Annotated in this window: 13 protein-coding genes; 7 read left to right on the top strand and 6 right to left on the bottom strand. The window is 69.7% G+C overall.

All coding sequences use genetic code 11. The features are described 5' to 3' along the window. Together QAA18_RS11040 and QAA18_RS11035 are read left to right on the top strand one after the other, a co-directional pair. Positions 1-1,445, top strand: a 1,445-nt coding sequence (locus QAA18_RS11040; RefSeq protein WP_279413005.1) for a formylglycine-generating enzyme family protein, incomplete at its 5' end; no start/stop codon positions are given. A 10-nt stretch (positions 1,446-1,455) separates the two neighbouring features. Beyond that, positions 1,456-2,337, top strand: coding sequence for a M48 family metallopeptidase (locus QAA18_RS11035; RefSeq protein ID WP_279413004.1), 882 nt, complete (start codon positions 1,456-1,458; stop codon positions 2,335-2,337). On the opposite strand, the gene phbB (QAA18_RS11030) is transcribed toward QAA18_RS11035, so the two are convergent. The 4 genes from phbB (QAA18_RS11030) to gluQRS all read right to left on the bottom strand — a co-directional run bounded on the left by phbB (QAA18_RS11030) (position 2,329) and on the right by gluQRS (position 5,348). Next, the gene (gene phbB, locus QAA18_RS11030; protein WP_279413003.1) at positions 2,329-3,069 is read right to left on the bottom strand and encodes an acetoacetyl-CoA reductase; all 741 of its coding nucleotides are present in this window, start codon (positions 3,067-3,069) and stop codon (positions 2,329-2,331) included. The two genes, QAA18_RS11035 and phbB (QAA18_RS11030), sit on opposite strands and share 9 nt — an antisense overlap. Before the next feature lie 3 nt (positions 3,070-3,072). Further along, a complete protein-coding gene (gene phaR / locus QAA18_RS11025) occupies positions 3,073-3,552 on the bottom strand; it encodes a polyhydroxyalkanoate synthesis repressor PhaR (protein WP_279413001.1) in 480 nt (159 codons plus the stop codon). Positions 3,553-3,638: 86 nt separating this feature from the next. Beyond that, on the bottom strand, positions 3,639-4,379 hold the full coding sequence (phbB, locus tag QAA18_RS11020) for an acetoacetyl-CoA reductase (protein ID WP_279412999.1): 741 nt from the start codon (positions 4,377-4,379) through the stop codon (positions 3,639-3,641). A gap of 39 nt (positions 4,380-4,418) precedes the next feature. Beyond that, positions 4,419-5,348 carry a tRNA glutamyl-Q(34) synthetase GluQRS gene (gene gluQRS, locus QAA18_RS11015; RefSeq protein ID WP_279412998.1) on the bottom strand — a complete coding sequence of 310 codons (930 nt, stop codon included), beginning with the start codon at positions 5,346-5,348 and terminating at the stop codon, positions 4,419-4,421. A gap of 86 nt (positions 5,349-5,434) precedes the next feature. On the opposite strand from gluQRS, the gene htpX reads away from it, so the two are divergent. Continuing rightward, positions 5,435-6,310, top strand: a complete 876-nt coding sequence (gene htpX / locus QAA18_RS11010; protein WP_279412996.1) for a protease HtpX — start codon at positions 5,435-5,437, stop codon at positions 6,308-6,310. A gap of 201 nt (positions 6,311-6,511) precedes the next feature. On the opposite strand, the gene QAA18_RS11005 is transcribed toward htpX, so the two are convergent. Together QAA18_RS11005 and epmB are read right to left on the bottom strand one after the other, a co-directional pair. Further along, complete coding sequence (locus QAA18_RS11005; protein WP_279412995.1) at positions 6,512-8,575, bottom strand: EAL domain-containing protein; 2,064 nt, start codon at positions 8,573-8,575, stop codon at positions 6,512-6,514. A gap of 45 nt (positions 8,576-8,620) precedes the next feature. Then, on the bottom strand, positions 8,621-9,646 hold the full coding sequence (gene epmB, locus QAA18_RS11000; RefSeq protein ID WP_279412994.1) for an EF-P beta-lysylation protein EpmB: 1,026 nt from the start codon (positions 9,644-9,646) through the stop codon (positions 8,621-8,623). 52 nt (positions 9,647-9,698) lie between these two features. On the opposite strand from epmB, the gene efp reads away from it, so the two are divergent. The 4 genes from efp to gph are packed head-to-tail and all read left to right on the top strand — an operon-like array spanning position 9,699 to position 12,988. Next, positions 9,699-10,265, top strand: a complete 567-nt coding sequence (efp, locus tag QAA18_RS10995; protein WP_279412993.1) for an elongation factor P — start codon at positions 9,699-9,701, stop codon at positions 10,263-10,265. 4 nt (positions 10,266-10,269) lie between these two features. Then, a complete protein-coding gene (locus QAA18_RS10990; RefSeq protein ID WP_279412992.1) occupies positions 10,270-11,610 on the top strand; it encodes a TRZ/ATZ family hydrolase in 1,341 nt (446 codons plus the stop codon). Next, positions 11,607-12,320: a bifunctional 2-polyprenyl-6-hydroxyphenol methylase/3-demethylubiquinol 3-O-methyltransferase UbiG gene (ubiG, locus tag QAA18_RS10985; RefSeq protein WP_279412990.1), complete on the top strand. Its 714-nt coding sequence runs from the start codon at positions 11,607-11,609 to the stop codon at positions 12,318-12,320. The genes QAA18_RS10990 and ubiG overlap by 4 nt, the downstream gene beginning before the upstream one ends. Then, positions 12,317-12,988, top strand: coding sequence for a phosphoglycolate phosphatase (gene gph, locus QAA18_RS10980; protein ID WP_279412989.1), 672 nt, complete (start codon positions 12,317-12,319; stop codon positions 12,986-12,988). Before ubiG ends, gph begins: the two co-directional genes overlap by 4 nt. Positions 12,989-13,095 lie beyond the last annotated feature (107 nt).

Below are 13,095 nucleotides of genomic sequence, written 5' to 3'. Positions count from 1 at the left end.
TGCACGAGGCCGCGTCGGTGCTGCGCGCGATCGCGCCGGCCGACAAGGCGGTGCAGGACTACCTGCGCCAGGTCGACCAGGCCGATCGCCTGTGGGAGCTCAACCGCCAGGCCGAGGCCGAGCTGCGCGACGGCCGCCTGGGCGAGGCCGGCGGCGGCGCCCTGGAATCGTTCCGCAAGGCGCTGCAGATCGCACCTGGCCACGCCCGCGCGTTGCAGGGCCTGGCCGCGGTGGAAAGCGCGCTGATCCAGCGCGCCGAAGCGGCTGCCGGCAAATCGGACTTCCCCGCCGCGGCGCGCTGGCTCGAGTCGGCGGCCGCGGTCCATCCGGGCAAGCAGGAACGCAGCACCATCGCCGATGCACGCGCGCGCATCGAGCGGGTGCGACAGGAGCGCGTCGACCGGCTGCGCGACGAAGGCGTGCGCGCGCTGCAGCAGCGCGGCGACAACAAGGACATCGCCCTGGCGCGGAGCAAGCTCGCCGAGCTGCTGCGCATCGCCGAGCCCGGCAATCCGGCGGGTGCCGAGTTGCGCAACCGCATCGACCTGGCCACGCACTACGGCCTGTTCCGTCCGGGGCAGGCGTTCACCGATTCCCTGGGATCGGGCGCGCGCGGCCCGGAGATGGTGGTGGTGCCGCACGGCGCCTATGCAATGGGTGCGGCCGACGGCGAGCGCGGGGCCAGCGACAGCGAGCGGCCGCGGCATTACATCCGCTTCGAGCGCGGCTTCGCCATGTCGCGCACCGAAGTCACCGTGGCCGAGTTCGGCCGCTTCGTCGCCGCCACCGGCTATCGCCCCACCGCCAGCAGGCGCGGCTTCTCCATGGTGTACGACGAACGCAGCGGCAACTTCGTGCGCCGCAATGGCGTGGACTGGCGCAACGCCTACGACGGCGGCGTCGCGGCGCAGAACATGCCCGTGATCCACGTCAGCGCGCGCGACGCCGACGCGTACGCGCAGTGGCTGGCCGACAGCAGCGGGCACCGTTACCAAGTGCCCAGCGAAGCGCAGTTCGAATACGCGCTGCGCGCGGGCGGGCAGGGGCGCTTCCCCTGGGGCGACGGCGCCCCGCCGGCGGACGTGGGCAACATCACCGGCAGCGGCGACCGCTCGCCGAGCGGCCGGCGCTGGAACAACGCATTCTCCGGCTACGACGACGGTCTCTGGGGCCCGGCGCCCGTGGCCAGTTTCTCCGCCAATGCATACGGTCTTCACGACCTTGCAGGCAACGTGAGCGAGTGGGTCGCCGACTGCTGGCATGACGGCTACCGGCGTGCGCCCGTCGACGGACAGGCCTGGGTGAACCCGGGTTGCCGGATGCGGGTGATGCGCGGCGGTGCCTGGGCCAGCGCGCCGGATCAGACCCGCTCGGCCTGGCGTGCGCCGGCACGGGTCGATACCACCAATGCACGGCTCGGCTTCCGCGTGGTGCGCGAGCTCTAAGGAGAAAGGCATGAGGCAGGATCCGGTCGGCAACGGGCGCGCGCCGCGGCGGCGCGGCGGACTGCGCTGGTGGATCCTGCTGGCGTTCGCCGCCTATGCCGCGTACTACTGGATCTCCAACCGCAGCGTCGACCCGTACACCGGCGAAACGGTGCTGATCGACAAGAACATCACCGCCGAAGACGAGAAGGCGCTGGGCCTGCAGGCCTACCAGGAAATCCTGCAGCAGGAGCAGGCGCTGCCGCGCGACGCGGAGATTTCGCGTCAGGTGCGCGAGATCGCGCAACGCCTGATCGCCAAGGTCCCGCAGGTGACCGACGCGCTGGCCGAGGAACACGGCATGGAGCCGACCGGCATCGAAAGGGCGTTCGACTGGGACGTCACCGTGATCGAATCCGACCAGGTCAATGCGTTCTGCCTGCCCGGTGGCAAGATGGCGGTCTACACCGGCCTGGTGCCGGTGGCGCAGAACGCCGATGCGATGGCAATGGTGATGGGCCACGAGATCTCGCACGCGTTGCTGCGCCATGGCGCGCAGCGCATGAGCGAACAGAAGCTCGCGCAGATCGGGCAGATGGCCGGGGCCGCCAGCGGCATGGACCAGCAGCAGATGCAGGCGGTGATGGCCGTGTACGGCTATGGCCGCGCGCTGCCCTACGCGCGCAAGCAGGAAACGCAGGCCGACGAAATGGGGCTGATGCTCGCCGCGGCCGCCTGTTTCGATCCTGCCGCGGCGATGCCGCTATGGGAGCGCATGCAGCAGGCCAGTGGCGGCGGCGGCCAGCCCGAGTTCGCGTCCACCCACCCGGACCCGGGCCGGCGCATCGAGAACCTGGAAGCGCTGCAGGCCAAGGCGCTGCAGTACCGCCAACGGTTCTGCGAACTAGAATGAGATGAACAGGCCGCCGTTGACCGGAAGGTTGGCGCCGGTGATGAACCCGGCGTCGTCGGCAGCCAGGAACGCGACCGCGCGACCGATCTCCTCGGGTTTGCCCAGCCTGCCGACCGGCACCTGGTCGACGATGCCCGCGCGGATGCCGTCGGGAATCGCCATCACCATCGCCGTTTCGCAATAGCCCGGGGAGACGGAGTTGACGGTGACGCCCTTGCGCGCGACCTCGCGCGCCAGCGACATGGTGAAGCCGTGCATCCCGGCCTTGGCCGCAGCGTAGTTGGCCTGGCCGAACTGTCCGGTCTGGCCGTTGACCGAGCTGATGTTGACGATGCGGCCGAAGCCGCGCGCCAGCATGCCGACCAGCGCCGGGCGGGTGAGGTTGAACACGCCGTCCAGGTTCACCGCCAGCACCGCGTCCCACTGTGCGCCGTCCATCTTGCGCAGGGTCGCGTCGCGGGTGATGCCGGCGGCATTGACCAGGATGTCGAGGCTGCCGTGCCGTTGCTGCACGTCATCCACCAGCGCGGCGCAGGCCTCGCGGTCGGTCACGTCCAGCGGCGCGAACGCCACGTCGTGTCCGGCGACTTCGGATTCGAACGCGGCCACGCGCGCGGCATCGCCGCCCAGGTCCGCGGCCACCACCTTGCAGCCCATGCGCGCCAGGGCCACGCAGATCGCCGTGCCCAGGCCCCCGATGCCGCCACTGACGACGGCCACCCGCTTTGCCACGCGTCAGCTTCCGCGCGGGGGCTTGTTGCCGCCTTCGGCGCCGCGGCCCATGCCGCCCACCAGGTTCTGCTGGAATTCCTTCCACAGTTCCAGGTTGCGCTCGGTCAGCTGGTTCATCATCGCCCACGGCGTCTGCCCGAGCATGCCGCCCATCTGCTGGCGGAACTGCGCCTGCTGCTCCATGAACAGCTGCATGGACTTCTCGAGGTAGCTGCCCATGTAACCCTGCAGCGAATCGCCATAGAAGCGGATGATCTGGCTGAGCAGTTGCGTGGAGAGCATCGGCTCGCCGTCCTGTTCCTGCTCGGCGATGATCTGCAGCAGGACCTGGCGGGTGAGGTCGTCGCCGGACTTGGCGTCGCGCACCTCGAAGTCCTCGCCATCGACGATCAACTGTCGCACGTCCTCGATCGTGATGTAGCTGGAGATCTCGGTGTCGTAGAGGCGACGGTTCGGATATTTCTTGATGACGCGTACGGCCATGCGCAAAACCCCCGGGACAGGCCCCGAGCATGGCGCAGTGCAGCACGGGTTGCAAGCCGGCGGGGGTGGCCCCTCCGTCGCGGGCGTTACCAGCCCATGTACTGGCCGCCGTTGGCCGAGAGGTTGGCGCCGGTGATCCAGGCGGCCTCCTCGGGAATGAAGAAGGCGACGGCGTAGGCGATCTCCTCCGGCGTTCCCAGGCGCCCGGTCGGGATCTGGGCGACGATCTTCGCGCGCACCTCCTCGGGCACGGCCATCACCATGTCGGTGCCGATGTAGCCGGGCGAAACGGTGTTCACGGTGATGCCGAACTTCGCGTTCTCCTGCGCCAGCGAAATCGTGAAGCCGTGCATGCCGGCCTTGGCCGCGGCGTAGTTGGCCTGGCCGTACTGGCCCTTCTGCCCGTTGATCGACGCGATCTGGATCACGCGGCCCCACTTGCGCGCGCGCATGCCCTCGATCACCGGGCGGGTCATGTTGTAGACCGAGTTGAGGTTGGTGTTGATGACCTCGGTCCACTGTTGCGGCGTCATCTTGTGGAACGTGGTGTCGCGGGTAATGCCGGCGTTGTTGACCAGGATGTCGACCGGGCCGAGCTGGGCCTCGACGCCGCGCACCAGGGCCTCGGCGCTTTCCGGCGAACCGACGTCGCCCTGGACCAGGGCCACCTGGTAGCCGTCGGCCTGCATCTGCCGCTGCCAGGCGTCGGCCTTTTCCTGGTTCCGGTAGTTGGTGGCCACCTTGTGCCCGAGTCCGGCCAGGCGCTTGCAGATCGCGGTCCCGATGCCGCCGGTTCCCCCCGTTACCAACGCGACGCGTGCCGCCATTGCATTCTCCCTGCCTGGACGTGGATGTCCCGATCGATTCTAGGCATGTCCCGGGGCTTCCGTGTTGTGCGCTGCGGCGAGCGATGCGGCGACCGGACCGCGCGGGATGCGCGAGGGCACGAAGGCGGCGCGCGCGGCCTGCAGCAGCGTCGCCGTCGCGCCATGGCCTGCCAGCGCCCGTGGATCCTGGCCGAGCGCACGCCAGGCGGCGCGCAACGCCGGCAGGGGATCGGCCGGGTCCACCGGCAGCGCCGCGAGCGACTTGGAAAGCTTGTTCCCGTCCGCATCGACCACCAGCGGCAGGTGCGCATGGGCGGGCGAGGGCAGGCCCAGGGCACGCTGCAGCAAAATCTGGCGCGGGGTCGAGTCGAGCAGGTCGGCGCCGCGGACGACGTCGGTGATGCCCTGTGCCGCATCGTCGACCACGACCGCCAGCTGGTAGGCCCACGGGCCGTCGGCGCGGCGCAGGACGAAATCGCCGACCTCGGCGGCCACGTCCTGGACGTAGCGGCCCTGGATGGCGTCGTCGAACCCGATCGTCGTGCCGTCGGCCACGCGCAGGCGGATCGCGGGATTGTCACGCCTGGCGCCGGCCACGCAGGCGCGGTGCACGCCGCCGGAAGCGGCAAGGTCGCTGCGGCTGCAATGGCAGGCGAAGGCGGCACCGGACGCAAGCAGCCGGTCGAGCGCGGCCTGGTAGGCCGCATCGCGGGTCGATTGCCAAAGCACCGGCCCGTCCGGTTCGAGGCCGAACGCCGACAGCGCCTGCAGCTGGCCTTCGGCCGCGCCGGGGACTTCGCGCGGGGGATCCAGGTCTTCCACCCGCACCAGCCACTGGCCGCCGTGGGCACGCGCCATGAGCCAGCTTCCGAACGCGGCGAGCAACGAGCCGAAGTGCAACGGCCCGGTAGGCGACGGCGCGAAGCGGCCGCGGCGGTGCGTGTGCGGTGTTGTCTCGTGTTCAGTCATTGCACTTGCGTTTAGGTTCGTCCCGCCACACTTCAATCCGTCAGCCGCGCCATCGCGCGGTGTCCTGCCATCGAGAGAAGACAAGCATGTTCAAGCGCGTCGGTTTGTTCCTCGCCACCAACCTTGCGGTCCTGGCCCTCGCCAGCGTGGTGATGTCCCTGCTCGGCGTCAATGCCGGCCAGTTCGGCGGCCTGCTGGTATTCGCCGCGATCTTCGGTTTCGGCGGCTCGTTCGTCTCCCTGTGGATGTCCAAGTGGCTGGCCAAGCGCAGCACCGGCGCCCACGTCATCGAGACGCCGCGCAACGAGGTCGAGCAGTGGCTGCTGCAGACCGTGCAGCGGCAGGCCGCACGGGCCGGCATCGGCATGCCCGAAGTCGCCATCTACGATGCGCCCGAGATCAACGCCTTCGCCACCGGCGCCAGCCGCAACAATGCCCTGGTCGCGGTGTCCACGGGCCTGCTGCGCGGCATGGACCGCGACCAGGCCGAAGCCGTGCTGGCCCACGAGGTCAGCCACGTCGCCAACGGCGACATGGTCACCATGGCCTTGCTGCAGGGCGTGCTCAACACCTTCGTGATCGTGCTTGCGCGCATCGTCGGCCGGGTCGTGGACGGCTACCTCAGCGGCGGCCGCGACAACGGTGGCGGCGGCATCGGCTACTTCGTCGTGGTGTTCGTGCTGGAAATGGTCTTCGGCCTGTTCGCGAGCATGATCGCGATGTGGTTCTCGCGCCATCGCGAGTTCCGCGCCGACGCCGGCGGCGCCAGCCTGGCCGGCCGCGGCAAGATGATTTCGGCGCTCGAGGCGCTGTCGCGCAACCACGGTGTCAACACGCTGCCCAAGGCGGTGCAGGCGTTCGGCATCTCCGGCGGCCTGGCCCACGGCCTGAAGCGGCTGTTCATGAGCCACCCGCCGCTCGAGGAGCGCATCGCGGCCCTCCACTCCAGCGTCATCGCGTAGGAGCGCGCCTGGCGCGTGAAGCAAACGCTCGCTCACGTGCGGGGCGCCGCGGAATGGCCTTGCCCAAGCCGGGACACGGCGTGAACCCGTCCATGGGGCCTCGTCGTCGACATCCATGTCTCCGACGGTCCCGTCTTGGGCAAGGCCATTCCGCGACGCCCTGCACGTGAGGGAGGGGTCGCGGCTGCCGCCGCTCCCACGTTACTCGAAGTCGTAGTTCATCTCGGGACCGGCCGGTGCGAGGAAGTTGCCCTCGACGTAGTCGATGCCGCTGGAGAACAGGATGGCCATGCTGGCCGCGTCCTGGATGAACTCGGCGATGCTGCGGATGCCCAGCGACTGCGCCTTGGCGGCGATTTCCTTGATCCGCTCCTGGTTGCCCGCGTTCTTCGGCAGGTCCTCGGTGAAGCTGCGGTCGAGCTTGAGGTAGGCCGGGTTGAAGTGCGACAGCAACTGGAACGAATCCAGGCCTACGCCGAACTGCTCCAGGCCGATCTTGCACTTCACCGCCGCGGCGAAATCCTGTGCAGCGCGCAGGTTGGTGAACACCTTGGCCTCGGACAGCTGCAGCACCAGGCGCTCGCCGTCGACGCCGGTGTCCTCCAGGCGCTCGCCGATGAACTTCGCCAGCTTGTCGTTGGCCAGGGAGGCCTCGGTGATCTTGACCAGCAGGGTCACCGGCTTGCCGGCCTTCTGCTGTTCGGCGATGACCTTGATCGCGCGGCCCACCACCCAGCGGTCGATCTCGCCCAGCAGGCCGTGTTCCTCGGCGATCTGGTGGAAGCGGAGCGGCGGCACCATCTCGCCGGCACCGACGTCCAGGCGGATGTAGGCCTCGTACATCGCGCCGGTCTCGCCCTGCAGGCTGATGACCGGCTGGTAGTGCAGCAGGAAGCGGTCGTGCGCCAGCGCCTCGCGCAGGTGGGTGACCCAGGCCTGGACGCGTTCCTGTTCGGCGCGGTCGACCGCGCCCGGATCGAAGATCTCGAAGCGGTTGCCGCCGACGTTGGCCGAGGCGTTGACGCCCTCGGTGGCCTTGGTCAGGACCTGGCTGACGCTGGCGATCTTCTCGCCGATCTGCACGCCGCCGATGCTGACGGTGATCGCCGCCGAGCGCTCGCCGATGCCGATCACCTCGGAGGCGACGGCCTCGCGGATGCGTTCGGCCAGGGCGCTGGTGGCCTCGTGGTCGCCGCGCACCAGCGCGGCCAGGGTGTGTTCGCCGAAGCGCGCCGCGACCGCGTCCTCGCCCAGCGCGCTGCGCAGGCGATCGGCGACCCCGTGGAGCAGGGCGTCGGCCGAATCCAGGCCGATTTCCTGCAACAGCTTCTGGTAGTGGTCGGGCTGCAGCAGCAACAGGCCGTACTGGCCCTGGCGCTGGGCCGCGGCGGACACCGCTTCTTCCAGCGAGATCAGGAAGGTCTGGCGGTTGAACAGGCCGGTGACCTGGTCGCGCTGGCGCAGTTCCTCGACCTCGCGCGCAAGCTCCGGGTCGGCTTCCTGGCGGCGGAAGATCACCTGCAGGCAGGGTTCGCCCTCGTACATCGCCGGGGTGAACTCCATCACCGCGGCGAACGGATTGCCGCTGCCGTCGTGGGCCTCGAGTTCGTAGCGCGGCGGTGGCGGCTCGCCCTTGCTCAGGCTCTTGAGCAGCGCCTTGAAGCCGTCCACGTGCTTGGGCGCCACCAGGTCCAGCAGCGACATGCCCTCGCGGTCGTCGCACGACTCGAAGTCGAACATTTCCATGTAGGCCGCGTTGGCGCGGATGTGCATGCCTTCATGGATGTAGGCGATGGGATCGCGCGAGGATTCGATCAGCGCGTCGCAGCGGCGTTCGGTCTCGCGCACCTGCGCCTCGAGCCTGCGCAGGGTGCGGCGGGCTTCCAGGTCGCCCCATTCGGTCCTGACCACGCCCAGCATCTGCTGCGGCTGGTGGCGCAGGGCGATGCCGCGCACGCCGGCGGCCAGGGCCTGGGTCAGGCTGGCGTCGTCGACCCGGTCGACGATGGTGACCACGGGCAGGTCCTTGCCGCTGCCCTTGATCAGCTCCAGGGCCTGGGCGAGGGTGACGGTGGTGGCGGCCTGTGCGGCCAGGACCAGGTCGACGGCCTGGTCGGCCAGCATTTCGGCGAGGCTTTCGGCCGAATCCGGGCGCAGCGGACGCACCGCGATGCCCGCGTTGCGCAGGGTGCTGACGATTGCTTCGGCATCTTCGACGCTGTCGTCGACGATCATCAGCCGCAGTGCGTGGTCGGTTCCGGACATTGCGCGATGTTGTACTCGGGTGCCCCAGTGTACGTCCAATCCGCGCTAAAGCGGACGCTTGCCCTCGTCGCCGGCGACCTCGCGCACCAGTCGGGGCACCAGGTAGCCGGACAAGCGCGCGGCCAGGGCCTGGTGGAGTTCGCGTGCGCGCGCGTCGTCGACTTCGAAATGGGCGGTGCCGGCGACCCGGTCGAGCTGGTGCAGGTAATAGGGCACCACGCCGGCCTGCCAGCTGCGTTCGCTGAGCGCGGCCAGCGCATCGACCGAGTCGTTGACCCCGCGCAGCAGCACGGCCTGGTTGAACAGCGTCGCGCCGGCGCCACGCAGGCGCGCCAGTGCGGCATCGACTTCGGCATCGAACTCGTTGCCGTGGTTGGCATGGATCACGAAGGCCAGCGGCCAGGGCAGGGCACCGAGCCATGCGAGCAGTTCGTCGTCCACCCGCGCGGGCAGCACCACCGGCAGGCGGCTGTGGATGCGCAGGCGCCGGACGTGCGCAATCCCGGCCAGGGCCGTGGTCAGCTCTGCCAGCTTGGCCGTGGACAGCGACAGCGGGTCGCCGCCGGAAAGGATGACCTCGTCGATGCCGGGGTCGGCGGCGATCGCGGCCACCGCCTCGCGCCAGTTGCCGGCCGCCGCGGTCTGCTCCGCATACGGGAAGTGGCGGCGGAAGCAGTAGCGGCAATTGATCGCGCACGAGCCGGTGGCCACCAGCAGCGCGCGGCCCCGGTACTTGCGGATCACGCCGTGGCCGGCCCTGGCGGCGGCATCGCCGACGGCATCGAGGACGAAGCCGGGCACGACCCGCTCCTCGTCCAGCACCGGCAACACCTGGCGCAGCAGCGGGTCGGCCCGGTCGCCATGGCGCATGCGGGCGATGAAGGCATGCGGTACCCGCAGGGCGAAAGCGGCGGCAGCCGGCGCCGAAACGGTCGCGGCCAGGGTCTCCAGGCCCAGCATGGAAAGCAGCTCGCGCGGGTCGCGCACGGCCTCCCGCCACTGGCGTTTCCAGTCGCTTCGGTGGTCCCGGGCAGCGCCGGGCTGCAGGGCGGGGGAGGCAGCAGGTATCATGTCAGGCCCATTTTAACCGGCCGCCGCGGCGGACCAGCAGGAGTTGCAATCGATGGCCACCCTCGGCATGAACGACGTCAAGAACGGACAGAAGATCCTGGTCAACAACGAACCGGCGATCATCACCGACACCGAGTACGTCAAGCCGGGCAAGGGCCAGGCGTTCACCCGCGTCAAGTACCGCCAGATCCGCACCGGCCGCGTGCAGGAAATCACCATGAAGGCGACCGACTCGCTCGAGTCGGCCGACGTAGTCGACACCGACATGCAGTACCTGTATGCGGACGGCGAGTACTGGCACTTCATGAACCAGGAGACCTTCGAGCAGGTCCAGGCCGACAAGGCCGGCATGGGCGGCGCCGAGAAGTGGCTCAAGGGCGAGGAAGAGTGCGTGGTGACCCTTTTCAACGGCACCCCGATCATGGTCACCCCGCCGAACTTCGTCGAACTGAAGATCGTCGAGACCGATCCGGGCGTGAAGGGCGACACCGCCGGCACCGGCGGCAAGCCGGCCACGCTGGAGACCGGCGCGGTGGTGCGCGTGCCGCTGTTCGTCGCCCAGGACGAAACCATCAAGGTCGATACCCGCTCCGGCGAGTACGTCTCGCGCGTCAAGTAAGGCGATGAGCGGCCAGGCCACCGTCTGCGACCTCGTCATCGAGGCCGGCTGGGTCGTCCCGGTCGAACCGCATGGCGTGGTGCTCGAAGACCACGCCGTCGCCATCCGCGACGGCGCGATCGTCGCGGTGCTGCCCCGGGCCGAAGCGCGTGCGCGCTTCAGCCCCGCAGCGACCGTGTCGCGGCCGGACGGCGTGCTCGTCCCGGGCCTGGTCAATGCCCATGTCCACAACCCGATGACGCTGCTGCGCGGCGTCGCCGACGACCTGCCGCTCAAGATCTGGCTGCAGGACCACATCTGGCCGATTGAAGCGGCGGTGATCGCGCCGGACTTCGTCGCCGACGGTGTCGAGCTGGCCATCGCCGAGATGCTGCGCGGCGGCACCACCTGCTGCAACGAGAACTACTTCTTCCCGGACGTGCAGGCGGCGACCTACAAGCGCCACGGTTTCCGCGCCCGCGTCGGCCTGCCGGTGATCGACTTCCCCACCGCCTGGGCCGCCAGCGACGACGAGTACTTCGACAAGGCCGGCGAAGTGCACGACCAGTGGCGCAACGATGCGCTGGTCTCCACTACCTTCGCGCCGCACGCGCCGTACACGGTGTCCGATGCCAGCTTCGAGCGCATCCGCATGCTCGCCGACCAGCTCGACATCCCGGTGCACCTGCACCTGCACGAGACCGCGCAGGAAGTGGCCCAGTCGCAGGACAAGCACGGCCAGCGCCCGATCGCGCGCATGGACCGGCTGGGGCTGGTCAACGATCGCCTTATCGCCGTGCACATGACCCAGCTCAGCCGGGCCGAGATCGACCTGTGCGCGCAGCGCGGCGCCAGCGTCGTGCATTGCCCGGAGTCCAACCTCAAGCTCGCGTCCGGGTTCTGCCCGGTACACGGGCTGCGCCAGGCCGGCGTGAACCTGGCCATCGGCACCGACGGCTGCGCCAGCAACAACGACCTGGACATGTTCGGCGAGATGCGCACCGCAGCATTGCTGGCCAAGGCGGTGGCGGAAGACGCCGCGGCGTTCGACGCGGCCAGCGCCCTGCGCGCGGCCACGCTCGGCGGCGCACGCGCGCTCGGCCTCGACCACATGGTCGGTTCGATCGAGGCCGGCAAGCAGGCCGACCTGGCGATCGTCGACATGTCGCCGCTGGAGACCCAGCCGCTGCACCATGTCGCGTCGCAGCTGGTCTATGCCACCGGCCGCCACCAGGTCAGCGACGTGTGGATCGCCGGCAAGGCGAAGCTGCAGGCCAAGATTCTGGTGGACATGGATCCGGATGCACTGGTCGCCAACGCGCGGCAATGGCGCCAGCGCATCGCCTCGATCGCGCTGCCGCAATGACCGCCACGCCCGCCGGCAACTTCTCCCAGGCCGAGGTCGACAAGTTCGACGAGCTCGCCAACCGCTGGTGGGATCCGCAGGGACCGCAGAAGGCGCTGCATGCGCTCAACCCGGCGCGGCTGGGCTACGTCGCCGAACGCATCGCGTTGCGTGGTGCGCGCGTGCTGGACGTGGGTTGCGGCGGTGGCCTGCTGAGCGAATCGCTCGCCGCCGCGGGCGCCAGCGTCACCGCCATCGACCTTGCGCCGGGCTTGCTCAAGGTGGCGCGCCTGCACGGCCTCGAGACCGGCGTCCAGGTCGACTACTGCCTGTCCTCGGTCGAGGCGCTGGCCGCGGAGATGCCCGCTGCGTTCGACGCCGTTACCTGCATGGAGATGCTCGAGCACGTACCCGATCCGGGTTCCGTGCTGGAAGCCTGTGCGCGCCTGCTCAAGCCCGGCGGCCGCCTGTTCGTGTCGACGCTGAACCGTACGCCGGCGGCATTCGCGCTGGCCATCATCGGCGCCGAGTACATCGCGCGCATGCTGCCGCGCGGCACCCATCGATACAGCGACTTCATCCGTCCTTCCGAACTGGGCGCATGGCTGCGCGATTGCGGCCTGCAACTGGAAGACGTGAGCGGCCTTGCCTACGAGCCGTGGGCCAACCGCGCACGCGTGTCGCGCCGCACCGGCGTCAACTACCTGGCCTGCGCGGTGAAGCCGGAATGAGCCTGCGCGGCGCGTATCCTGCACTGGCCCTGTTCGACCTCGACGGCACCCTGCTCGACAGTGCCCCCGATTTCGTCGCTACCCTGGCCCTGCTGCGCGCACGCCACGGCCTGCCGCCGATCGCGCCGGAGCGCATCCGCCCGCACGTGTCGCGCGGCGCCCGGGCGATGATCAAGGCCGCATTCCCCGACCACGATGAGGCCGCGCGCGAAGCGCTGGTGCAGCCGTTCCTGGACATCTACCGCGGTGAACTGTCGAAGCACGGCGCGCCGTTCGAAGGCGTGGAAGCGATGCTGTCGGCGCTGGAAGCCGAGGGCAGCCGCTGGGGCATCGTCACCAACAAGCCCGAAGCGCTGGCGCGCGCACTGATGCCGCTGCTGGGCTGGCAGGAGCGTTGCGCCGTGCTGGTCGGCGGCGACACCCTGGCCACGCGCAAGCCGGATCCGCAACCGCTGCTGCACGCGGCGCGCGCCGTCGGCGTTGCGCCGGCCGATTGCGTCTACGTCGGCGACGACGAACGCGACATCATCGCCGCGCGCGCCGCGGGCATGCCTTCGATCGTGGCGTTGTGGGGCTACCGCCTCGACGCCGACGACCCGGTGGCCTGGCAGGGCGACGTGATGGCCGAAGCCGCCGTCGAGTTGCTGGATCCCGCGCGCTGGCCATGAGCGAGGACGACAGCTTCGTCGACAAGTGGCGCGCGCGCTGGCCGGAATGGCAGGTCGCCGAAGTGTTCCTGCCCGCGTCCGCGCGCGCGCGCCTGCTGGCCTGGTTC

It is taken from the genome of Luteimonas sp. 8-5 (assembly GCF_029763755.1).
Taxonomy (GTDB): domain Bacteria; phylum Pseudomonadota; class Gammaproteobacteria; order Xanthomonadales; family Xanthomonadaceae; genus Cognatiluteimonas.
The sequence above is the reverse complement of the archived record's forward strand: the minus strand, read 5'-3'. Positions and strand labels throughout refer to the sequence as shown.

Coding starts and splice junctions, on each gene's coding strand:
- QAA18_RS11035 (WP_279413004.1), top strand. CDS start 1,456: ATGAGGCAGGATCCGGTCGGCAACGGGCGCGCGCCGCGGCGGCGCGGC.
- phaR (WP_279413001.1), bottom strand. CDS start 3,552: ATGGCCGTACGCGTCATCAAGAAATATCCGAACCGTCGCCTCTACGAC.
- phbB (WP_279412999.1), bottom strand. CDS start 4,379: ATGGCGGCACGCGTCGCGTTGGTAACGGGGGGAACCGGCGGCATCGGG.
- gluQRS (WP_279412998.1), bottom strand. CDS start 5,348: ATGACTGAACACGAGACAACACCGCACACGCACCGCCGCGGCCGCTTC.
- htpX (WP_279412996.1), top strand. CDS start 5,435: ATGTTCAAGCGCGTCGGTTTGTTCCTCGCCACCAACCTTGCGGTCCTG.
- QAA18_RS11005 (WP_279412995.1), bottom strand. CDS start 8,575: ATGTCCGGAACCGACCACGCACTGCGGCTGATGATCGTCGACGACAGC.
- epmB (WP_279412994.1), bottom strand. CDS start 9,646: ATGATACCTGCTGCCTCCCCCGCCCTGCAGCCCGGCGCTGCCCGGGAC.
- efp (WP_279412993.1), top strand. CDS start 9,699: ATGGCCACCCTCGGCATGAACGACGTCAAGAACGGACAGAAGATCCTG.
- QAA18_RS10990 (WP_279412992.1), top strand. CDS start 10,270: ATGAGCGGCCAGGCCACCGTCTGCGACCTCGTCATCGAGGCCGGCTGG.
- ubiG (WP_279412990.1), top strand. CDS start 11,607: ATGACCGCCACGCCCGCCGGCAACTTCTCCCAGGCCGAGGTCGACAAG.
- gph (WP_279412989.1), top strand. CDS start 12,317: ATGAGCCTGCGCGGCGCGTATCCTGCACTGGCCCTGTTCGACCTCGAC.